Origin of the sequence: Sphingomicrobium astaxanthinifaciens (assembly GCF_022865105.1) — a bacterium.
Classification (GTDB): Bacteria; Pseudomonadota; Alphaproteobacteria; order Sphingomonadales; family Sphingomonadaceae; genus Sphingomicrobium; species Sphingomicrobium astaxanthinifaciens.
In genome coordinates, this window is record NZ_JAKNYM010000002.1 from 322,093 (window position 1) to 343,627 (window position 21,535).

Annotated in this window: 22 protein-coding genes; 13 read left to right on the forward strand and 9 right to left on the reverse strand. The window is 69.7% G+C overall.

Annotation, left to right across the window (positions count from 1 at the left end):
- Positions 1-89 precede the first annotated feature (89 nt).
- Positions 90-1,550 carry a helicase HerA domain-containing protein gene (locus L8951_RS05405; protein ID WP_244381986.1) on the forward strand — a complete coding sequence of 487 codons (1,461 nt, stop codon included), beginning with the start codon at positions 90-92 and terminating at the stop codon, positions 1,548-1,550.
- Positions 1,547-1,798, forward strand: coding sequence for a hypothetical protein (locus L8951_RS05410; protein ID WP_244381987.1), 252 nt, complete (start codon positions 1,547-1,549; stop codon positions 1,796-1,798). The genes L8951_RS05405 and L8951_RS05410 overlap by 4 nt, the downstream gene beginning before the upstream one ends.
- Here L8951_RS05410 and L8951_RS05415 read toward each other — a convergent pair whose 3' ends face one another.
- Positions 1,799-3,619, reverse strand: a complete 1,821-nt coding sequence (locus tag L8951_RS05415; RefSeq protein WP_244381988.1) for an ABCB family ABC transporter ATP-binding protein/permease — start codon at positions 3,617-3,619, stop codon at positions 1,799-1,801.
- 367 nt (positions 3,620-3,986) lie between these two features.
- Here L8951_RS05415 and L8951_RS05420 point away from each other — a divergent pair, with 367 nt between their 5' ends.
- Positions 3,987-4,175, forward strand: coding sequence for a PspC domain-containing protein (locus tag L8951_RS05420; RefSeq protein ID WP_244381989.1), 189 nt, complete (start codon positions 3,987-3,989; stop codon positions 4,173-4,175).
- Positions 4,176-4,263: 88 nt separating this feature from the next.
- On the opposite strand, the gene L8951_RS05425 is transcribed toward L8951_RS05420, so the two are convergent.
- Positions 4,264-6,048 carry an SLC13 family permease gene (locus L8951_RS05425; protein WP_244381990.1) on the reverse strand — a complete coding sequence of 595 codons (1,785 nt, stop codon included), beginning with the start codon at positions 6,046-6,048 and terminating at the stop codon, positions 4,264-4,266.
- 197 nt (positions 6,049-6,245) lie between these two features.
- Between L8951_RS05425 and L8951_RS05430 the strand changes: the two genes are divergently transcribed.
- On the forward strand, positions 6,246-6,392 hold the full coding sequence (locus L8951_RS05430; protein ID WP_244381991.1) for a hypothetical protein: 147 nt from the start codon (positions 6,246-6,248) through the stop codon (positions 6,390-6,392).
- A 90-nt stretch (positions 6,393-6,482) separates the two neighbouring features.
- Positions 6,483-7,166 carry a 5'-methylthioadenosine/S-adenosylhomocysteine nucleosidase family protein gene (locus L8951_RS05435; protein WP_244381992.1) on the forward strand — a complete coding sequence of 228 codons (684 nt, stop codon included), beginning with the start codon at positions 6,483-6,485 and terminating at the stop codon, positions 7,164-7,166.
- A gap of 126 nt (positions 7,167-7,292) precedes the next feature.
- Here the strand turns inward: L8951_RS05435 and L8951_RS05440 are convergent, their stop codons facing one another.
- Positions 7,293-7,874, reverse strand: coding sequence for a fasciclin domain-containing protein (locus L8951_RS05440; RefSeq protein WP_244381993.1), 582 nt, complete (start codon positions 7,872-7,874; stop codon positions 7,293-7,295).
- An 86-nt stretch (positions 7,875-7,960) separates the two neighbouring features.
- Positions 7,961-8,215 carry a hypothetical protein gene (locus L8951_RS05445; protein ID WP_244381994.1) on the reverse strand — a complete coding sequence of 85 codons (255 nt, stop codon included), beginning with the start codon at positions 8,213-8,215 and terminating at the stop codon, positions 7,961-7,963.
- A 78-nt stretch (positions 8,216-8,293) separates the two neighbouring features.
- Here L8951_RS05445 and L8951_RS05450 point away from each other — a divergent pair, with 78 nt between their 5' ends.
- Positions 8,294-9,013: a 1-acyl-sn-glycerol-3-phosphate acyltransferase gene (locus tag L8951_RS05450; protein WP_244381995.1), complete on the forward strand. Its 720-nt coding sequence runs from the start codon at positions 8,294-8,296 to the stop codon at positions 9,011-9,013.
- Here the strand turns inward: L8951_RS05450 and L8951_RS05455 are convergent.
- A complete protein-coding gene (locus tag L8951_RS05455) occupies positions 8,935-9,489 on the reverse strand; it encodes a hypothetical protein (RefSeq protein WP_244381996.1) in 555 nt (184 codons plus the stop codon). The genes L8951_RS05450 and L8951_RS05455 overlap by 79 nt on opposite strands.
- Positions 9,490-9,568: 79 nt before the next feature.
- Between L8951_RS05455 and L8951_RS05460 the strand changes: the two genes are divergently transcribed.
- Both L8951_RS05460 and L8951_RS05465 read left to right on the forward strand, forming a co-directional pair.
- Positions 9,569-10,117 carry a peroxiredoxin gene (locus tag L8951_RS05460; protein WP_244381997.1) on the forward strand — a complete coding sequence of 183 codons (549 nt, stop codon included), beginning with the start codon at positions 9,569-9,571 and terminating at the stop codon, positions 10,115-10,117.
- A gap of 150 nt (positions 10,118-10,267) precedes the next feature.
- The gene (locus L8951_RS05465; protein WP_244381998.1) at positions 10,268-11,704 is read left to right on the forward strand and encodes a S41 family peptidase; all 1,437 of its coding nucleotides are present in this window, start codon (positions 10,268-10,270) and stop codon (positions 11,702-11,704) included.
- Positions 11,705-11,763: 59 nt separating this feature from the next.
- On the opposite strand, the gene L8951_RS05470 is transcribed toward L8951_RS05465, so the two are convergent.
- Positions 11,764-13,119 (reverse strand): NAD-dependent succinate-semialdehyde dehydrogenase, encoded by a 1,356-nt coding sequence (locus L8951_RS05470; protein WP_244381999.1) that lies wholly within the window; start codon positions 13,117-13,119, stop codon positions 11,764-11,766.
- 92 nt (positions 13,120-13,211) lie between these two features.
- Between L8951_RS05470 and L8951_RS05475 the strand changes: the two genes are divergently transcribed.
- Positions 13,212-13,544 (forward strand): Mpo1-like protein, encoded by a 333-nt coding sequence (locus tag L8951_RS05475; protein ID WP_244382000.1) that lies wholly within the window; start codon positions 13,212-13,214, stop codon positions 13,542-13,544.
- A complete protein-coding gene (locus L8951_RS05480) occupies positions 13,541-13,969 on the forward strand; it encodes a GFA family protein (RefSeq protein WP_244382001.1) in 429 nt (142 codons plus the stop codon). The genes L8951_RS05475 and L8951_RS05480 overlap by 4 nt, the downstream gene beginning before the upstream one ends.
- Here L8951_RS05480 and L8951_RS05485 read toward each other — a convergent pair.
- The 3 genes from L8951_RS05485 to L8951_RS05495 form a co-directional block, all read right to left on the reverse strand.
- A complete protein-coding gene (locus L8951_RS05485; RefSeq protein ID WP_244382002.1) occupies positions 13,966-14,400 on the reverse strand; it encodes a Rid family hydrolase in 435 nt (144 codons plus the stop codon). The genes L8951_RS05480 and L8951_RS05485 overlap by 4 nt on opposite strands.
- Before the next feature lie 72 nt (positions 14,401-14,472).
- Entirely contained in the window at positions 14,473-15,804 is a 1,332-nt protein-coding gene (locus L8951_RS11515; RefSeq protein WP_265535783.1) for a hypothetical protein, read from the reverse strand.
- Positions 15,805-15,948: 144 nt separating this feature from the next.
- Positions 15,949-18,522: a TonB-dependent receptor plug domain-containing protein gene (locus tag L8951_RS05495; RefSeq protein ID WP_244382003.1), complete on the reverse strand. Its 2,574-nt coding sequence runs from the start codon at positions 18,520-18,522 to the stop codon at positions 15,949-15,951.
- A 211-nt stretch (positions 18,523-18,733) separates the two neighbouring features.
- On the opposite strand from L8951_RS05495, the gene L8951_RS05500 reads away from it, so the two are divergent.
- The 3 genes from L8951_RS05500 (at position 18,734) to L8951_RS05510 (ending at position 21,484) form a co-directional block, all read left to right on the forward strand.
- Positions 18,734-19,384, forward strand: coding sequence for a hypothetical protein (locus tag L8951_RS05500; protein ID WP_244382004.1), 651 nt, complete (start codon positions 18,734-18,736; stop codon positions 19,382-19,384).
- 73 nt (positions 19,385-19,457) lie between these two features.
- Positions 19,458-20,195: a SpoIIAA family protein gene (locus L8951_RS05505; RefSeq protein ID WP_244382005.1), complete on the forward strand. Its 738-nt coding sequence runs from the start codon at positions 19,458-19,460 to the stop codon at positions 20,193-20,195.
- Between the two features lie 53 nt (positions 20,196-20,248).
- Positions 20,249-21,484 (forward strand): zinc metalloprotease, encoded by a 1,236-nt coding sequence (locus L8951_RS05510; protein WP_244382006.1) that lies wholly within the window; start codon positions 20,249-20,251, stop codon positions 21,482-21,484.
- Positions 21,485-21,535: the final 51 nt, after the last annotated feature.

The window sequence follows — 21,535 nt, forward strand, 5'->3', positions numbered from 1 at the left end:
CCACACTCCCTTTGCAAAAGCCCAATGCGCGAGCGTGCGTGCAGGTTTCGCGCTTGTCTCGCAAGCCCGCACGGCTAGGGTGGCGCGACATGCCTATCGCCGTCGACATGGGGGTCGACCCGCTCGGGAAGACCGTTCCCCTCAACCTCGAAGAACTGCTCGCCACCCGGCTGCTCGTCCAGGGCAATTCGGGCAGCGGCAAGTCGCACCTGCTGCGCCGCCTGCTCGAGAAATCGGCGGGGCAGGTGCAGCAGGTGATCGTCGACCCCGAGGGCGAATTCACCACGCTCAGCGATGCCTACGGGCATGTCGTGGTCGAGGGCGCGGCCCATAGCGAGACCGAGATCGGCAAGCTCGCCATGCGCATCCGCGAGCATCGGCTGAGCGTCGTGCTCAGCCTCGAGGGGCTCGAGGCCGACGGGCAGATGCGCTGCGCCGCGGGCTTTCTCAACACGCTGTTCGATGCCCCGCGCGAGCATTGGTACCCCGCGCTGGTGATCGTCGACGAGGCGCAGATGTTCGCGCCCACCGCGGGCGGCGAGGTGCCCGAGGACGTGCGCCGCGCCTCGCTCGGCGCGATGACCAACCTGATGTGCCGCGGGCGCAAGCGCGGGCTCGCGGGCATCATCGCCACCCAGCGGCTCGCCAAGCTGGCCAAGAATGTCGCCGCCGAAGCGTCCAACTTCCTCATGGGCCGTACCTTCCTCGACATCGACATGGCGCGCGCCGCCGACCTGCTCGGCATGGAACGGCGGCAGGCCGAGGCGATCCGCGACCTCGAGCGCGGGCAGTTCCTCGGGTTGGGCCCCGCGATTTCGCGGCGACCGATCAAGGTGAAGATCGGCAGCGTCGAGACCGGCCCCAAGGACGCCACCCCCGCGCTCACCCCGCTGCCGACCGCCACCGGCGAGGAGGCCGCCTCGCTATTGTTCGACGACCTCGCCGATGCGCCCGAGCCCCCCAAGCCCGAAAAGCCCGCGCCCAAGCCGCTGCCCTCGGAGACGATGATGGAGCAGCTCGCCGCCGCCGTGACCACCCGCCGCGCCGCCGACGAGCCCCCCGTCCCCGCCCCCGACGCCGAGGCGGTCGAGCCGATCGTCGCCGAGGCCTTGGCCGCAATGGTCGAGGAAGAGGACGGCAAACCACGCTCCACCGCCATCGCCTACCAGGATTTCTCGGTGCGCTGCCGGATGAAGGGGCTGCGCACCCCCCCGCTCGACCTGCCCGCCTTCGGGCGGCGTCTCGCGGCGGCGCGCGCGGGCATCCCCGAGGACCCGCAGCCCGACTGGGGCGAGGTGCTGGCGGCGGCGGAGGGCCTGCCCGACGACATGCTCGCGCCCTTCCTGCTGATCGCCAAGGCGGCGCGCGAGGGGGCGCCGAGCCCGAGCGAAGAGGCGATCGCCGCCATCTACGGCACCGCGAGCCTCAGCCGCGCCCGCCGCCTAATCGACTATATCGAGGAGCGCGAACTGATCGTGAAACGCACCGACATGGGCGGCAAGACGAGCATCACGCTACCGGCGCTCGGCTGGACGACGGCGGCGGCGTGACCGAGCTGCGCTATTGGACGGCGCTTACGTCATCGCTGATTTTCGCCCTGTTCGCTTTTGGTGGCTTTGGCATGGGTGGTCCCCGCGACGTCTTCGGGTGGGGCATCGTCATCGCGATCTTTGGAATGCCGATCCTTCTTTGGTGGACACGCATCTATCCCGTCGGCCGGATGATCCAATGGGCCTGGCTTGGGCTGGTCGGTATATTTCTGGCGTTGATGACCGTCGTCGCGGTCCCTTCGACCTGACTACTCCGCTGCTTTCTCCAGCGCCCGCTCCCTAGCCTGCCGCGCCCAAAGGTCGGCGTAGCGCCCGCCTAGCGCTAACAACTCCTCGTGCGTTCCGCGTTCGGCGACCTGCCCATCGTCCAGCACCACGATCTGGTCGGCGTGGACCACCGTCGAGAGCCGGTGCGCGATCATGATCGTCGTGCGCGCGCGCATGACATCCTCGAGCGTCGCCTGGATGTCCTGCTCGGTGGCGCTGTCGAGCGCGCTGGTCGCCTCGTCGAGGATCAGGATCGGCGGATCTTTCAAAAGCGTGCGGGCGATGGCGACGCGCTGCTTCTCGCCGCCCGACAGCTTCAACCCGCGTTCGCCGACCTTGGTGTCATAGCCCTCGGGCAGCGCGGCGATGAAGGCGTCGATCGCGGCGCCCTTGGCCGCGGCCTCGACCTCGGGCTGGGTCGCGTCCTCGCGGCCGTAGCCGATATTGTAGCCGATCGTGTCGTTGAACAGCACCGCGTCCTGCGGGACGATGCCGATCGCGGCGCGCAAGCTTGCCTGCGTCACCTCGGCGATATCGACGCCGTCGATTGTGATGCGCCCGCCCTGCGGCTCGTAGAAGCGGTAGAGCAGGCGCGCGAGCGTCGACTTGCCCGCCCCCGAGGGGCCGACCACCGCGAGGCTGGTGCCCGCGGGAATGTCGAGGTCGATGCCCTTCAGGATCTCGCGGTCGGGGCCGTAGCCGAAGCGCACCGCCTCGAAGCGCACATGCCCCGCGCCGACGTGGAGGTCGCGCGCCCCTGCCGCATCCTCGATCTCGACCGGCGTGTCGAGCAGCGCGAACATCTCCTCCATGTCGATCAGCCCCTGTTTGATCGAGCGATAGACCCAGCCGAGCATGTTCAAGGGACGGTAGAGCTGCATCAGCAGCGAATTGACCAGCACCACGTCGCCCGGGGTGAAGCGCCCCGCGCTCCAGCCCCAGACGGTATAGGCCATCGCCCCCGCCATCATGACATTGGTGATCACCGCCTGCCCCGCGTTGAGCCAGGCGAGGCTGGTCTCGTTCTTGACCGCCGCGTGGCTGTAGCGCTCGACCGCCGAGTCGTAGCGCGCGCTCTCGCGCTCCTCGGCGCCGAAATATTTTACCGTCTCGTAGTTGAGCAGGCTGTCGACCGCGCGCTGCGCGGCCTGCTGGTCGACCGCGTTCATGTCGCGGCGGATCGCGTTGCGCCAGTCGGTCACGACGCGGGTGAACCAGATATAGGCGACCACCATCGTCATCGTCGCGGCGGTCAGTCCCAGCCCGAACTGGAGCGTGAAGATGATCGCGATGCCGACCAGCTCGACCGCGGTCGGCGCGATGTTGAAGAGGATGAAATAGAGCATCGAATCGACGCTCTTGGTGCCCCGCTCCACGAGCCGGCCGAGGCTGCCCGTGCGGCGCTCGAGGTGGAAGCGCAGCGACAGGGCGTGGATGTGGCGGAACAGCCGACTCGCCAGCCGCCGCGCCGCTTCCTGCCCGACCCGCTCGAAGATGCCGTTGCGCACATTGTCGACCAGCGTGCCGAGCAGCCGCATCGTCGCATAGGCGGCGACCAGCCCGATGATGATGTCGACCCCCGCCGCCGCGCCGCCCTCGCCCGCGGCCATGCGGTCGACCACCTCCTTGTAGAAGAAGGGCACCGCGAGCACGATCGCCTTGCCGAGCAGCACCAGCAGGATCGACACCACGACGCGCGCCTTGAGGTCGGTGCGCCCCGCCGGCCAGAGCCAGGGCAGGAACCGCAGGAGGATGCGAAAATCGCCGCCCTCGGGGGCATGTCCTTTGCTCGGGCGCGCCATCCCGGCGAGGTAGGGGGCGCCGGGCGGGTTGGCAATGGCGGCCTAAAGCCGGGATCAGCCCGCGCGGCGCGCTCGTGGAAAATCCCAACAGTCGGGAAAGTGCACCGGATTTCTCGCCACGATGTCACGACGGGCATTGATTTTACTCGTTTTTCAAATTGGCACGCTCCCTGCATTGTATCTGGCGAGCCCAGCCACGGTGGCCGGGTTCGACCAAAAGGGAGAAAAACCATGAATGCCCAGTTTGTCGCCAAGGACATCCTCGTCTCGGTCGCCGCCTCGATCTTCGCCGCCAGCCTGCTGCTCGGCGCCGCGCTGTCGGGTGCCCCGATCGCCTGACCCTTTCACCAATCGGAGAATATTACCCATGGATCGCAAGTTTCTCGTCAAGCCCAGCGAAGGCAAGCTGATGGGCGTCTCGGCCGGCATCGCCGATTATTTCGGGCTCGATGTCACGCTCGTCCGTCTCGGCTGGGTCGTCGCCTTCTTCATCAGCGCCGGCACCGCCATCCTGTTCTACCTGATCACGGGCCTCGTCGCCGACAGCGCGCGGTGAGCGACCCGACCCGCCCCCCGGCCGATCCCGGCCGCGGCGACGCGACGAGGCTCGCCGGGTCCCCCCGGCGGGCCTTTTTTGTGGCGCGCTAGAGCCCGTAGGTGATCGACAGCACCACCGAGAGGCTGGCCACCATCAGCAGCACCAGCGGAATGCCGGTCTTGAGATAGTCGTTAAAGCGATAGTCGCCCTCGGCCATGATCAGCATGTTCGTCTGGTAGGCGATGGGGGTGGCGTAGCACAGGTTGCAGCCGAACAGCACCGCGAGCACCAGCGGTTCGACCTCGAGCCCCAGCTGGCCGGCGAGGCTGAAGGCGATCGGGGTGCCGACCGCCGCCGCGGTGGCGTTCGAGGCGAAGTTGGTCAGCAGCGTGACGAACAACATGATCAGCGCGAGCACGAAGGGCGGCGCCAGCCCGCTCATCCCGAAGGCGAGGATCTCGCCGAGCCATTGCGCCGCGCCGCTGTCGGCGATCAGCCGCCCGATCGCGATCGAGGCGGCAACGAGCACGATCACCTTGGCCGACAGCGCGCGCCCGACCTTGTCGAAATGCACGCAGCCGGTCACGAACATCGCCACCGCGCCGGCGAGCGCCGAGATCGCGATCGGCACGATGCCGAGCGAGGCGAGCAGCACCGCGGTGCCCATGATGAGAATCGCGGTCCACGCCTTGCGGCGACGCGGCAGCGGGCGCGCGCCGTCGAGCATCAGCAGCGCGTCGTTCTGGGCGAACTCCTGCAGCGCGCTCTCGCGCCCGAGGACGAGCAGGATGTCGCCCTCGGCGAGTCGCGCCTCGGCGCTCATCTCGCGCGGGGCGGCAAACCCCCGGCTCGGCGCCTGCGCGACCCCGAGCACCGCGACCCCGCGGATCCCCGCGGTCTGGAGCGTGCGGCCGACCAGCCGGCTGTCGCCGCTGATCGCCATCTCGGCCTCGACGAGGTCCTCGCCGGTCGCCGCGCTTTCCTTGCCGAGCCGTTCGATCAGCCAGCGCGGCGCGGCGGTCGCGCCGAGCTTGCGCGCCGCCTCGCGCAGCCCGTCGGCGGTGGCGACGGCGGCGAGCCGCTGCCCCGGCTGCAGCGTGCGCGGCTCGCGCAGGAAGGCGAAGGTCTCGGGCAGCTTGTCCTTGAAGTCGTCATAGGCGCGCTCGAGCCAGCTCGACCCGGTGCCCACCCGCAGCGTGGCGATGAACTTGCGCGGCTCGTGCCCCGCCTCGGGACTGTTGTCGGGGAGCAACCGCGGCATCACCAGCCAGATGTAGGGCAGGCACACCAGCGCGGCCGTCAGCACGATCGGGGTGAAGTGGAAGATCGGCAGTTCCTGCATGCCCAGGTCGGCGGCGATCGAGACCACGAGCAGGTTGGTCGAGGTACCGATCGTCGTCGCCATCCCGCCGATCAGGATCGCGGCATTGAGCGGGATGAGCGTCTTCGAGGCGGGCATCGCCCCGCCCGCGGCGAGCTGCACCATCACCGGGATCAGAAGGACCAGCACCGGCGTGTCGTTGACCACCATCGAGGCGAACATGGCCAGCACGAGGGTGACCAGCAGCCCGACGTGGGTGTTGACCCGGAACACCGACCCGAGCGCGCGCGCGGCGGGCTCGAGCGCGCCGGTCACGACCAGCCCGCGCCCCATCACCATCAGCGCGCAGATGGTCACCAGCGCGGTATGCCCGAAGCCCCCGAAGGCGAGCGCCAGCCCGTCCTTGGGATTGGTCTGGGGCAGCGGGATCAGGTAGAGCATCAGCGCGATCGCGCCGATCGTCATCAGGCTGATGATCTCGACCTTGAAGCGGTTCGAGGCGAACGCCGCGAACATCAGCGTGGCGACCATGATCGCGAGGGCGGCGTGGAGGGACGGCAGGCTCAGCACGAGCGGGGTACCTTCCAATCTGGGGCAATCTGGGACGGACGACACCGCCCGGTGGGCTCGATCCTAGCCCCCCGACCGCGAAAAGACAGGATTTTCGCACTTCACGGCGGTCATACCGCCCTAAAGCGGGGGGTGGAGATGTGCAACCAACAGGCGGGCTGGACGGTTTCACCTTCGAATAGCAGAGGAATTTGAGCATGTATCGCAAGGGCGACGAAGTCCATGTGTCGGAAGAAGAGGCGACCGGGGCGGTCAAGCCGCACATCACCCGCTGGGTGCTCGGCGTCTCGCTCTTCCTCATCGTGATCGCGATGTCGCTCGTGTGGATCATCCCCTCGCTCTAGCCGCCGACCGCTCCCCTTCCCGAATTCTCGCAGCCTCGCGTCGGCTAAATCGCTGGCGCCGTTCGCCGTTGCGCCCTATGGGCATGGCGGGTGAGCGGCGAAGGGAAGAGCGTGCGCATCGGGATCATCACCGGACTACTCGAGGAGGCCGACTGCTTTCGTCGCGGAATCGGCCGAACGCGTCGCGACATGCCCTTCTATTGCCGCGAGGGCGATGGCGAGGATTGGGTCCTCGCCTGTGCCGGGGTGGGCAAGGTCAACGCCGCGATGGCGGCCGCCACGCTGATCGGCGAGGGGGCGGACTGCCTGCTCAGCCTCGGGGTCGCCGGCGGCGTCGGGACCCGTTCCGAGGCGGTCTATTGGGTCGATCGCGCCTTCCAGCACGACTATGGCGCCTGGCGCGACAATCAATTTATCGCCTTTCGCGCCGGGACGATGCCGATCGGGACCTCGCGGCTCGAGCCCTTGTCGGCGATGCCCGACCCCGGGCTCGGACTGCCTGCCGCGACGATCCTCACCGGCGATTGTTTCATCGAGGACGAGCAGCGCGCCGCGCACCTCGTCGACCGGTTCGCCGCCGACCTGGTCGACATGGAGACCGGCGCGATCGCGCAGGTCGCCGAGCATCACGGGCTGCCGTGGGCCGGGATCCGCGCGGTCTCGGACGCGGCCGATGGGGCCGGCGCCGACGATTTCCACGCCAATCTCAACGCCGCCGCCGCGCGCGCCGCGGCGGCCGCCGACCGGCTGGTGACGATGCTCGCGCGCGGCTGAGCGCGCGCGCACGCTCACAATCGGACGCGGCGCGGACGCGAAAGCGCCGCCGACCCCGAGGGATCGGCGGCGCCCAACATGCCTGGCGCGCGGTTAGAGCGGGAGCGCGCCCGGCATGCAATCGCCCTAGCCGGCGGGCATCAGCACGGTATCGATCACGTGGATCGTGCCGTTCGAGGCGTCGAGATCGGTCTGCGTGACCGTCGCGGTGCCGCCCGTGGCGTCGGTCAGCACGACATTGCCGTCAACGATGCTCGCGGTCAGCGTGCCGCCGCCCACGGTGGTCAGCTCGAGCGACCCGCCGGCATCCTCGATCTGCTGGACGAGCCCGCTCGCCATCAGGTCGCCCTCGACGACATGGTAGGTGAGGATGTTGGTCAGCTGCTCGCGCTGTTCTTCGGTCATCAGGCCCTCGAGCGTGGCCTGGTCGATCTTCTCGAACGCGGCATTGTCGGGGGCGAAGACGGTATAGGGCCCGTCACCCGACAGCGTCTCGCCGAGCTCGGCGGTGGTGATCGCGCTCACCAGCGTCGAGAATTGGGGATTGTCCTGCGCGAGGACGACGATCGTCTGCCCCTCGTCGTCCATCGTCATGTCGTCGGCGGTCATCGCCGTGTCGGCATCGGGCTCGACCGTGGTGTCGGTATCGCCGCAGGCGCTGAGCCCGAGCGCGGCCGTCGTCAGGAGGGCAAGGGTAAGGCGTTGCATGGTCTGATCTCCGTTCCAGTGAAAGGTTCGGGGCATCAACGGAGCGCGCCCGGCGGCGTTCCGGCGCTAGTCCAAATCCCGTAGGGTCAATCCACCGCCGCGGGGTCGGGTTCGGTCTCGGACATGTCGGGATCCTCGGCCGGGACGGTAGTCATCGCCTCCTCCTCGTTGACCACGCGCGGCTCATAATCGTCGGGCACGTCGCGCAGCTCCTCGACATCGGGGGTGGGGTCGAGCGCGACATCGGTGTCGGTCTCGGTGTTGCCGCACGCGGCGGTCGCGGCCAGCAGCAGGGCGGGGAGGATCAGGCGGTGCATCGGGGGTTCCTCGTAATTGTTCATCGGGTCCGGCTAGCCAACCCGGCGCGCGCCCCCGCGGTTCCGGCTTGCATCTCGCCGCGCCAGCGCCGACAGGAAGATATGACCAGCGTCCCGACCGAGCCCGCCCCGTCGTCCGCCGCGAGCCCGCCCGCCGCCCCGATGTCGCGGCTGGCCCGGCTGCTCAAATGGGCCTCGCTGCGCTGGTTCCGCACGCAGGGCTGGCGCGTGGTCGGCACGCTGCCCGAGACCGACAAGTTCATCATCGCGGGCGCGCCGCACAGTTCGAACTACGATTTCCTCGTCTTCGTCGGGGTGGTCGAGCATTTCGGCATCACCCCCCGCTTCCTTGGCAAGCACACGCTGTTCCGCTGGCCGATCGGCGGCTTCATGCGGGCGATGGGCGGGGTCTCGGTCGATCGGCGCAAGCGCGCCAACATGGTCCAGCAGGTGGTCGAGAAGATCGCCGCGGCCGATGACTTCGCGCTGGTGATCGCGATCGAGGGCACGCGCTCGGCGACCACCGAGTGGCGCAGCGGCTATTACCGGATCGCGCAGGAAGCGGGCATCCCGATCGTCTGTGCCGGCCCCGACTATGCCAACAAGCTCGGCCTGCTGGGACCGATCATCCACCCCACCGGCGACATGGAAGCCGACATGGAGCCCGCCATGCGCTTCTTCAAAAGCCTGTGCCCGCGCCACCCCGAAAAGGTCCGCTTCCCCGACGGCAGCGGCCCCGACCCTCAATTGCAGGCGGAGCGGATCGCGGCGATGGCGGCGTCGGGCGCGGGGGGCAGCACCCCGGTCGAGGCGGCGCCGTAAGAGGCGGTCAGGCCCTGCGCGAGCATCGCCGCGAGCGTGCTCGGCGCCGGCCCGCGCCCGGCGATGCCCCCGGTCTCGCGCGTCGGATCGGCATCGAGCTCCGCGACCGCCTCGCCCGCCCCGATGCGCAGCCGGTCCTCCTCGCCGAGCGGGGCGATCCGGGGCAGCCGCACGATGAGCCCGCCGCCGACGAGGCAGGTCAGCACCGCAACCGGGTCCTCGGCCGCCTCGCCCTCGGGGCGATAGACCAGCCGCAGCCCCGCCTCGGAGCGCTCGACGCTCCAGCCGTCGGCGGTGGCGACCGGCGAGACGGGCGCCACCAGCGTTTCGGGACCGCGGACCGCCGCCTCGTCCGGCAACGCGGCCGGCTCGCCGGGCGGGGCGGCGGGCGGGTCGCGCTCGCACCCGCCCGCGGCGAGCCCCGCGAGCCCCGCGGCTACCGCCCAAATACGCGCTTTGCGGCGCGGCGCATTCATGACACTCTCCCTGGCCTGTTCATCCCCTGAACGTCCGACTCCGGCCAAGGAGCCGGCGGACGCGAGAAAGGACTGGTCGATGCTGCGAACGATGCTGGGAACGTTGCTGGGGCTCCTCCTGCTCCTCGGACCGACTGCCCCCGCGCAGGCGCAACTGGCGAGCGGCACCCGCGCGCCCGATTTCAAGACGATGGGGATGCTCGGCGACCAGCGCTTCCGCGTCCACCTCGCCGAACAGCTGCGGCACGGCCCCGTGGTCCTCTATTTCTTCCCCAAGGCCTTCACCAAGGGCTGCACCCTCGAGAGCAAGGCGTTCGCCGACGCGATGCCCCGCTTCAAGGCGGCGGGGGCGCAGGTGATCGGGCTGTCGACCGACAACCTCGACACGCTGGCGCGCTTCTCGACCGAGGTGTGCCGCTCGAAGGTCCCGATGGCGCATGCTTCGCCGGCGCTGCTGGCCGCCTATGATGTCGAGCTCGCGGGTATCGGCGCGGTGGTCCCGGTGGCCGACCGCACCTCCTACGTCATCGCCCCCGACGGCACCGTGGCGATGGTGCATTCGGAGATGGACTATGCCGACCATGTTGCAAAAACGCTGCAGGCCGTGGAAGATTTATCACGCCGCTAGACAGCGCGCGCGGACACGGTAGGTTCATGTCGCCTGCACCAGCAGTGTTTTTGCAATGATTTTCGATGTTTGATCGGGGCCCCGGCGGGGCGCCGGGCGGGCGTCCCTACGGAGAGTTACATGCGAGCGGACAAGTTTGTGGGAATCCTCGTGGCGACCACGATGCTGGCCAGTTGCGGCGGCGGCGGCAGCGGCGGCAGCAGCGGCGGCGGCTCGCCGCTTCCCCCGCCCACCGGCGGCGGCGGCGGGGGCGACAGCTGTTCGCTCGATGCGCGCAAGGACTGGGTGCTCGAGACGCTGCAGGAATATTACCTCTATCCCGACCAGATCGCGACCAACGTCAACCCCGACGACTATTCGACGCTCTCCGACTATATCGAGGCGCTGCTCGCGCCGGCCTATGCCGCCAAGCTCGACAAGCCGGGCTTCACCTACGTCACCTCGATCGAAGAGGAAAACGCGCAGATCGCCAACGCCACCTTCGAGGATTATGGCTGGCGCCCCACCTTCGCGGCGGGCAACGCGCTGGTGCTGCTCGAGACCTTCGAGAGCGGTCCCGCCTACGGGCAGGCGGGGATCGACCGCGGGGCCGAGATTCTGCGCATCGGCCGCAGCGAGGCGACCCTGACCGACCCGGTCACCGCCTATAACAACGGCACGTTGATCGACCTCCTGTTCCCGTCGAACGACGGCGAACAGGTCGTGGTCGAATTCGCCAATCCCGACTATGCCAACCCGGGCACCTACCAGGCGGCACAGATCGTCACGCTGACCGCGAGCGAATATAGCCTCGATCCGATCTCCACCCGCTACGGCGTCGAGGTGTTCGGCGATGTCGGCTATGTCAACCTGCGGACCTTCGCGACCGAGAAGGCGCGCACGCAGCTCGGCGAGGCCTTCGCCACGCTGACCAACGCCGGCGTCGACAAGATCGTCGTCGACGTGCGCTACAACGGCGGCGGGCTCGTCAGCGTGGCCAACTATTTCGGCGACCTCCTGAGCGAGGGGATCGACGGCGAGATCTTCAGCGAGACGATCTATTCGGAAGGCGTCGAGCGCAACTATGCGATCACCGACGATGACCGCATCGAGCGCTTCGAGGCCGCCGCCAACCAGATCGAGCCGGTTCGGATCGCCTTCGTCACCACCGGGCGCAGCGCCTCGGCGAGCGAATTGCTCGCCAACGCCTTCCCGCCCTATTACGGCAGCGATACCGCGCTGGTCGGTTCGGACACTTTCGGCAAGCCGGTGGGGCAGATCGCGATCGATCGCGAGGCCTGCGACGACCGTTTCCGCGTGATCGCCTTCAAGACCGTCAACGCCGACGGGGTGGGCGACTATATCGACGGGCTCGCCGACGTCTATCCGGTCACCTGCCGCGCCAGCGACGACTATATGCGCCCGCTCGGCAATCTCGACGAGGCCTCGACCAGCCGCGCGGTGGCGTTCGTCAACGGCACCGCCAGCTGCGACCCGATCGCCTCGGCGAGCAGCGGCATCGGCACCCGCGCGGTGCGCGAGGACATCGTCTTGGCACCGCGCAACGCGACGCTCGCCGAACAGTCGCTCTACGGCCAGCCGCGCTAGCGCCGCGACGCCCCGGGCACGTCACGAGGGCCGCCCGCTCCCACCGGAGCGGGCGGCCCTCACGCGTTGCGCAACACGCTCTTCAGGTTCATGAACTCGTGCAGCCCGAAGCGCGCGAGTTCGCGCCCGTGGCCCGAATTCTTGACCCCGCCGAAGGGCGCCTCGGGGGTCGAGGCGCACAGCTGGTTGATCGCGGTCATCCCGCAATCGAGCCCGGTGACGAAGCGCTCGGCCTCGGCCGGCTCCCGGGTGAAGACCGCCGAGCCCAGCCCGTAGGGGGTGATGTTGGCGATGCGGATCGCGTCATCGACATCGGCGGCTTCGAACAGCATCGCGATCGGCCCGAACAGTTCCTCCTCGCGCATCGCCCCGTCGGGTTCGAGCCCGGTCAGCACGCCGGCGCCCAGATACGCGCCGGGGCCCTCGCCCGGCGCGCCGCCGGCCAGCCGCGCCCCCGCCGCCTGCGCCTTGGCGAGCTGGTCGAGGACGGTCTGCCGCTGGTCGGCGCTCGACATCGGCCCCATGTCGCTGGCCTCGTCGAAGGGATCGCCCGCGACGACCGCGAGCATGGCGTCGGTGAAGCGCTCGGCGAACGCGGCATGGATGTCGCGGTGGACGATCATCCGCTTGCCGCAGATGCAGCTCTGCCCGGCATTCTGGATTCGCGCCCTCACCGCGGTCTCGACTGCCTTGTCGAGATCGGCCGAGGGCATCACGATGAAGGGATCCGACCCGCCCAGTTCGAGGACCACCTTCTTGAGGCAGCGCCCCGCGGTCGCGGCGACCGCGCGCCCCGCCGGTTCGCTCCCGGTCAGCGTGGCGGCGCGCACGCGCGGGTCCTCGATGATGCCCGCCACCGGGTCCGAGCCGATGACGAGGTTCTGGAACAAGCCCTCGGGCGCGCCCGCCTCGGCGACTACCCGTTCGATCGCCTTGCCGACCCCCTGCACGTTGCTGGCGTGCTTGAGCAGCCCGGCATTGCCCGCCATCACCATCGGCGTGAGGAAGCGGACGACCTGCCAGAAGGGGAAATTCCACGGCATCACCGCGAGCACCGGGCCGAGCGGGAGCCAGCGCATCTCGCCCTTGCCCCCGGGGATCGGTTCGGGCGCGATCATGCCCGGCCCCGCTTGCGCGAAATAGCGCAGCGCGGTCACGCACTTGTCCACCTCGCCGCGGCTTTCGCGCAGCGTCTTGCCCATCTCGCGCGTGGCGATCTCGGCCAGCGCGTCGCGCTCGGCCTCGAACCGGTCGGCGATCGCGTCGAGCAGCTGCGCGCGCTCGTCGGGCGAGGATCGCCGCCAGTCGGCGAACGCCGTCTCGGCGCGATCGAGCGCGGCCTCGATCCCCGCCTCGTCGAGCGGCGCGTGGGTGGCGATCGTCTCCCCGGTCGCGGGATTGACGCTCTTGAGCATGGTGCGGGTCTCCTCTTGCGAGGCGAACGAGAGGGAGCGGCGCGCCGTTCCGCGCGATGGACAGCGCCGCGACCCGCTGTCAGGATGGCAGCATGGCCAAGACCCTCACCACCTTTCGCGCCTTCTGGCCCTATTACCTGCGCCGGCACGCGCGCCCGCAGACCCGCGCGCTCCATTATCTCGGCACCAGCCTGGTCGTGCTGGTCGCGCTGTTCGCGCTGTGGAGCGGGCGCTGGCTGTTGCTCCTCGCGCTCCCGGTGGCGGGCTATTTCTTCGCCTGGCTTGGGCATTTCGCGATCGAGCGGAACCGCCCCGCCACCTTCACCTATCCGCTGTGGTCGCTGCGCGCCGACTTTCGCATGTGGTGGCTGTGGCTGACCCGGCGGCTCGGCCCCGAACTCGACGCGGCCGGCGTGCCGCGATGAGCCTCGATGTCGAGGGCGCCTGCCTGTGCGGCGCGGTGCGCGTCAGCGCGCGGCTGCCCGACGCGTCGGTGGAGGCCTGCCACTGCACGCGGTGCCGGCGCTGGGTCGGCGGCCCCTACCTCGCCACCCGCGGGGTCGAACGCTTCGCGATCGAGGGGGAGGCGGCGGTGCGGACCTATCGCAGTTCGGACTGGGCCGAGCGCGGCTTTTGCGGCGGCTGCGGCAGCGCGCTCTTCTTCCACTTCCTGCCCTCGGGCGGGCGCAGCTTCATGGCCGGGCTGTTCCCCGCGCTCGATACGGCGGGCGCGCTGCGCGAGGAGATCTTCATCGACGAGCGCCACGGATATTACGCCCTCGGCGGCGAGCGTCCGCGCCGGACCGCGGCCGAGTGTCTTGCCGAACTGCGCCGCGCGCTCGGCGACTAGTCCTTCACCGCGGTGATCTTGATCTCCACGATCGCATTGTCGGGATAGAGCCGGTCGACGTCGATCGCGGTCCACGCATGGCCGCCGTCGGGGATATAGCGGAATTTGACCGCCGAGACGCTGTCGATCGAGGCGGGCAGGTCGACATGATAGGTGGTGATGTCGACGACATCGCCCCAGCCGAAACCCGCGCGCTCGAGCACCGTGCCCGCATAGTCGAAGGTCGCCACGATCGACTGTTCCATCGTCACCCCCTCGCGTTCGCCGGCCACGACGCCCGACAGCCAGACCGTGTCGCCGCGCACCACCGCCTCGACGAAGCCGTAGTTCTCGAAGAAGGCCCGCGCCTGCGAGTCGTCGGGCAGGATCAGCGTCTTGGGGGCCGCGTCGGCCGGATGCGCGAGCGCCAGCGCAAGGAGGGTGGTGAGCATGATGATCGTCCCCTGGTCGGTGTCCGAGCGGGCCAGTCTAGCGCGCGCGCCGCGGGGCGAACAGGGGGCGCCTCAGCGCTCGCGGCGCGCGAACAGCCGCCGCAGGAACCCGCCGCGCGGCCGCGCGGGCGTCGTCGCGGGCGCGGGCGCGGGCGCGGGGGGATCGAACAGGCTGGGCGCTGGCGGCGGCGCGGGCGGCGCGAGGGGCGCCGAGGACAGCATCTCCTCGCGCGCCGGGGTCGGCGCCGGGGGCGGGGGCGGCGTGGCGGGCGCGGACGGGCGCGCCGCGACGGGCGCGGCGGGGCGTCTCGGTGTCGCCATGGGGGCCGCGGGGGTGGCGGCGGCGACCGGCGCGGAGGGCGCGGCCGGGGGCACGGGCGCCACAGGCGCGGCGTCGTCGCCCGACGCCAGCCGCTGGCGCAGGCTCGCCCCGCTCTCCATGTCGGCGAGCGGGTCGTGCTTGGGCACCCATTTCTTCATCGTCAGCGGGGCGAAGTCCTCGCCGCCGGGGGCCGCCGCGCCGCTCCCCCGCGCGCCGCCCTTGGCCGCGAGCATCGCCGCGGCGGGGGCGCGCCGCGCGCCGAGCAGCGTGGCGAGGTCGGCGTTCATCCCGATCAGTCCGGTGATCAGCCGGACCCCGTCGGGCAGCCCGTGGGTCGTCACGGTCCGCTCGATCGCCTGCAGGAAGCGCGTCGCGCGCAGCCAGCAGCCGAGCTGATATTCGACATAGCCCCCCGGCGCGCGCCCCTCGACCCCGTCGCGCCCGTCGCGCAGGAAATGGATGTGCTTGCACTGGATCAGCGCGGTGTTGAGCGGGGCCAGCCCCTCGATCGTGACGTAGAATTCGACGTCTTCCTCGTGCCCGATCCAGCCCGGGCACTCGCTCATGCACTGGTCGAGCAGCGCCGCGTCCGACAGCGCGGAAAAGTCGAACACGTCGTCCGAATAGAGCGCGAAAATGAGGGTCGGCTCATGCTCGTTGGCATGATCGAAGACGAGGTCGGGCTCGTTGCCCAGCCCGGCGGTGATGGCGGTGATCGGCGGGCCCTGGAACTCGGCGATGATCTCGGCCAGGTCCTCCCAGCCGGCGATCACGATATCCTCGACGCGCGTCGCCTTGGCGAGCCGCGCGATGCGCCCCTCGAACGGGGCGAGGTCGTGCTCGAGCCGGCGCGCGGCCTCGTCGAAGCGCCCCTCGATGAGCAGCCCGCGCAGGCCCTCGATATAGTCCTGCTCGCCCTCGGGGGTGAGCAGCGCGAGCTGGGCGGGGTGCGGCTGCGCGGGTTCGCGATAGGAGCGCACGCCCTCGGTCCGGGCCGAGGGAATATGCACATAGCCGGGGTGATTGGCGGCGTCGGCCACCTCCCTGCCGGCCACCTCGAGCCGCTCTTCTCGCCCCATCATCCCACCCGGTCGCAGTTAGACTTGTCCCCGGGGTAAACGCCCAGGGTTAAGAAATCGTACCGGCGTCCGGGCCGGGCGGCGGCGCAAACACGAAGCGGGGCGGGAGTGGCTCGCTCCCGCCCCGCTCCATGCTGTCGCCCGGCGCTAGAAGTCGACGTTGAGGCGCGCGTACCACTGCCCCCCGTTGAATCCGAAGGGCGAGGAGATCGGCCGCGTCGCCCCGAGGAAGCGCAGCACCGAATTCTGTTCGTCGTCGGGATAGGTGTCGAACAGGTTCTGCGCCCCCACCGCGACGTCGATCATGTCGTTGACCTCATATTGCAATTCGAGGTCGACGAGGAGCTCGGCGCCGAACTCGGTCGTCTCGCCGAAGGTGAGATCCTTCCAGCCGTCATAATATTTGACCCGGCCGAGCACCCCGAACCGGTCGAGATCATAATCGGCGGTGAGCACCGCGCGGTGGCTCGGCAGCTGGTTTTCGAAATCGAACAGCAGCTCGGGGTTCACCGTGGCGAATTTCACCTCGCGGATTTCCTGGTCGTTCCAGCTATAGGCAAGGTCGAGGAACAGCAGCCCGTTTCCGAGCGTGAAGGCATCGTTGATCCCGACCTCGATGCCGCGCACGCGGCTGTCGAACGCGTTGGCAAAGAAGGACGCGCTGCCCAGGCCGGGGAAGCCCGCCGCCGCCAGCGCGATGTCCTCGGGCGATCCCGGGGTCACCGTCTGCGAGATGAGCGCGATGCGATCGTCGACGTCGATCTGGTAGAAATCGAGCGTGATCTCGAGGTCGCCCGGCGCATCGTACACCAGCCCCGCGGTGAAGTTGAGCGAGGTCTCGGGGTCGAGCAGTTCGGCGCCCAGCGTCTGGGCCACCACCCCGTTGGTGGGGAAGGTGCCAAGAGGGACGAGGTTGCCGCTGCTGTCCGACGTGGTGGTCACGTCGAGCGTGTTGATCTGCCCTGGGGTGGGAGCACGAAAGCCCGTGCTGACCGTCGCGCGCGCGGCGAACTGGTCGTTAAACTCGTAGCGACCCGACAGCTTCCAGTCGAACGTCGTGCCGAAGTCGTCATAGTCCTCGATCCGCGCCGCCGCGCCCAGGTTGAACGCCTCGGACAGCGCGATTTCGGTATCGACATAGGCCGCGATGCTGTCGCGACCGAAGCTCCCCGCGGCATCGGGGCTGTCGCCCTGGAAACCGTCCGAACCGACCCCGAAGATCGTGAAGGTCGGGCCGAAGGTATAGGAGGCCGGGTCACCCGCGAAGATCTCGTAGGTCTCGTTGCGCCACTCGGCCCCGAAGGCAAGGTTGATCGGTTCGACCAGTCCGGCCTCGATCGGCAGCGTGAAGTCGAGGTTGACCCCGGTCTCGCGCTGCTCGAGATCGCCCGGGCGGAAGCTCGTCGGCGACAGCCGGCCGAGGCTCGGGTTGATCGAATTCTCGAGGAAGTAGCTGATCCGGTTCTGGCCGTAGCGCGCGCTGAGATCCCAGTTCAGCGAGGCGCCGATGACGCCGCGCGCGCCGCCCGCGACTTCCCAGTCCTCGATATCGGCACCGAAGGTCGGATTGTAGCCGCCGGGGAACTGGGTCCAGATCGGGTTGAGGTTGACGTAACCGCTCGGGCTCGAGGCGTCGGCGGTCAGATAGTCGTCGGGATTGAGCCCGTCGGCGAGGATCGCGGCGACGACGCTTGCCGGGGTGTCGTTGGGGTCGCCGTTGGCATCGCAGTCGCACAGCGTGCCGCGCGGGCCGACCCCCGCCACACCGAACGGCGTGCGGTAGAAGAACCCCGAGAAGCTAGTCGTGTCGGCATAGCTCGCATGCGCGTAGAGCTCGCTGTTCTCGCCGATCTCGTACCCGGTGTTGAGGAAGGCGCGGAAGCTCTCGATATCGGGGTCGCCCCAACGTTGCCCGAGCCCGTCGAAGGGCACGAGGTCGGCGCCGACCGCGGCCGCCACCGCGGCGGCATCGGGGCGCGCGGAACCGCGCGAGGTGATGTTCGATTCGACATATTCGAGGCTGAGGTTGGCAAAGCCCGCGTCGCCGATTCCGGTGCCGAAATTGCCGGCGATCTGCCAGTTCTCGCCGTCACCCTCGTAATATTCACCATATTGGCCGGTGAGCTGCACCCCGCTGTCCTCGCGCAGGATGAGGTTGATCACCCCGGCGATGGCGTCCGAGCCATATTGCGCCGAGGCACCGTCGCGCAGCACCTCGAGCCGGTCGATGGCGATCGACGGGATGAGCGAGAAATCGACGGCCTGCGCGCCCTGGTTGACGGTGCCGAAGGGCTCGGTCTGGAGGTTGACGAGCGCCGAGCGGTGGCGGCGGATCGAGTTGACCAGCACCAGCGTCTGGTCGGGCGCGAGGTTGCGCAAGCTGACCGGGCGCACGAAGGCGGTGCCGTCGGCGATCGGGAAGCGCTGGGTGTTGATCGAGGGGGCGATGTTGGTGAGCGTGTCGGTGATGCTCGCGCTCGCCTGTTCGACGAGGTCCGACCCGCCGACCACGGTGACGGGCGAAAGCGACTCGGTGGGCGAGACGCCCTCGACGCGGGTGCCGGTAACGATGATCGGGTCGCCCGAGCGCGCTTGCTCGCGCTCCTGCGTCGGCTCGTCCATGTCCTGCGCCAGCGCGGGTGCGGCAAGGCCGATCGCGGCGCTGCTGCACAGAAGGCCCAGCGCGGCGCGCGTCCAGGAAGGTGCGGTCTTCATGGTCATTCTCCCCTGTTGGTGGCGCGACGATGCGCCTCCACCCCCGCCCATGGCAACGAAAAGGGGAGTTTCGCGCGGCAAATTTCCGGCCAGCGTTGCTATTAGGCAACATAGGTCAACACCGCGCGATAGCCCTGCGCCCGCGCTCCGGGGCATGGCCGCGGCGGGCTCGATCGGCTAGCCTCGCTTGGACTGTAGGTAGCGAAGGACGAAGCGAATGCACGGACCGACGATGATCGCGCTGGGCGCGGCGCTGCTGGCCGGCTGCGCCCCCGCCGGGGCCCCCGAGCCCCCCGCGCCCGCCGCGCCCGCCTCCGCCCCACAGGCGATGACGCCGGTCGCCGCCTCGCCCGCGGCGCGCTTCTTCGCCGCGCTCGAGCCGCATTGCGGCAAGGCTTACGCGGGGCGGGTGGTCAGCAGCGACCCCGCCGATGCCGATTTCGCCGCCGCGCCGCTCGTCATGCATGTCGCCGCCTGTTCGTCAGCGGTGATCCACATCCCCTTCCACGTCGGCGACGACCGGTCGCGCACCTGGGTGCTTCGCCGGGTCGGCGACGACCGGCTGCAGCTCAAGCACGACCATCGCCATGAAGACGGCAGCCCCGACGCGGTGACGATGTATGGCGGCATCAGCACCGCGCCGGGCACCCCCGGCCGGCAGGAGTTTCCCGTCGACGGCGAGTCGGTCGCGCTGTTCCAGCGCGAGGGGCTCGACGCCTCGGTCACCAATGTCTGGGCGCTCGAGCTGGGGCCGAGGCGCTTCGCCTATGAACTGCGCCGTCCCTCGGGGCGCTTCTTCCGCGCCGAATTCGACCTGACGCGCCCGCTCGCTCCCCCGCCCCCGCCGTGGGGGTGGGAGGCCGACTGACCCGCCGCGTTTGACCGCGCGCAAGGCGGGCGCGGCCGCGCATGCTAAACTCCTCCAGGCAAAGGAGGATGTCATGCTGAACATCGACATTGACGACCCCCGGGTCGCGATCCTGCGACCCGACGGCGCGCTCACCGCGCGCGACTTCGACGCGCTCGAACAGGCGATCGACGGGAGCATCAACGCGCATGACGTGGTGCCCAGCCTCGTCATCCTGCTCGACCGGTTGCCGCACTGGGAAAGCCTCGCCGCGATCGGGCGGCACGTCCATTTCATCGAGGTGCACGGGCGCGTCGTGCCGAAGGTCGCGGTGGTCGGCGACAGCCCGCTGCTCGCGCTGCTGCCCGCGCTCGCCGACCGGCTCGTCGCGACCAGGCTGCGGCGCTTTCCCGCCGACCAGCGCGCGGCGGCGATCGCCTGGGCCCGCGCCGAGGGCGACGACCCGGGCCGGATCGAGGTCATCGAGGGGCTGCCGCGCGACGTCGTCGCGGTCCGTCTCGTCGGGCTCATCACGGCGGAGGATTATCGCGACGGCCTCGAGCCGCTGATCGAGGCCGCGCTGGCGGATCGCGAGCGGGTCAAGCTGCTTGTCGAGATCGGCGACGACTTCGCCGGCTTCTCGCCGGGCGCCGCCGTCGAGGACCTGCGCTTCGGGCTGCGCCACGCGCGGCATGTCGCGCGGCTCGCGCTGGTCACCGACAGCGGCTGGATCCGCGCCGCGGCGCGGCTCTTCGTCCCGATGTGGGATATCGACTCGCGGCTGTTCGGCCTCGCCGAGCGCGAGGCCGCCATGGCGTGGGTGCGGCGCTAGGCCCCCCAGCCGAACCCGGGGAACGGCGGCGCCGGACCGCGCATTGACCCGCCATGCCCGCCCCCGACACCCCGCCGTCGCCCTCGGCCTCATCGCTCTCGTCGCCCCCGCCGGCCTCCGCCCACGGCGACGACTTTCGCGTCGGGGTGATGATGATGGATGTCGAGGGCAAGGATTCGCCGGGCTTTCGCGCGCTCGTCGAGCGCGCCACCGCGCGGCTGGCGCGGCTGCTCGAGCGCGAGCACCGGCTGGCGGTCGAGGTGATGGCCTTCGCGGGGCCCCACCTGACCCCCGATGCGGGCGGCTACGCCCCGCTCGACTTCTTCGAGATCGGGTTCGCCGAGAAGACCGAGCGCCACATTCCCTTCCTCCTCATCGTCACCGAGGTCGACCTCGCCGCCTCGAGCCTGTCCTACACGCTGGCGATGACCAGCCGGCTGACCAATATCGCGCTCGTCTCGGCCAAGCGGCTCGACCCCGAATTCTGGGGCGGCGCGCAGGACGAGGAGCGCGCGGTGCAGCGGCTCACCCGGCTGCTCGCGCACGCCTTCGGCCATCTCGTCAACCTCGCCCCCACGCGCGAGCGATCGAACCTGATGTACGAGGTCGAGACGGTCGAAGACCTCGATGCCATGACCGGGCTCGACGAGGCGCAATGGGCGGCGATCGCGGCGGCGCTCCCGCGCGAGGCGCACGAGCGGCGCACGCGAACGGGGCGCGGCCGCTTCGTCCTCGCGACGCTGCTGCGCGATGCGCCCGAGATCGCGCGCGGCATCTGGCAGGCCAACCCGCTGCGGCTGCTGGCGCGGTTGCCGACCATGATCGCGGCGGCGCTGTCGGTGATCATCGTCCTCCTGTTCAGCGCTGAGACGTGGGACGTCGCCAAGGCAGTCAGCCTCGGGCAGGTCGCGCTCTTCTCGGGCATCAGCCTGGCCGCCGCGCTCTACCTGCTCTACCGCGCCTTCGCGCTCGACGCGGTGATGACCCGCGAGCGCGCGCTGACCGAAACCACGGTGGTGACCGTCGCGGTCACCGCGCTCAGCCTCGGGTTGACGCTGCTGCTGCTCTACGCGGCGTTCGGGCTACTGATGTATCTCGCCATCGTCACCGTCTTCCCCGCGCCGCTGATGGAAAGCTGGCCCACGGTGGGGGCGGCGACCGAAGCGATCGACCATCTCAAGCTCTCGGCCTTCCTCGCCGCGATGGGGGTGCTGGCGGGCTCGCTCGGCGGGCGCAGCGACAGCCGCAAGCTCGTGCGCAGCGTGCTCTTCACCGACGGCGAGCGCTGAGGCGCGACAACGAAAAGGGGCGGCCGCAGCCACCCCTTCGTCACGTCGAAT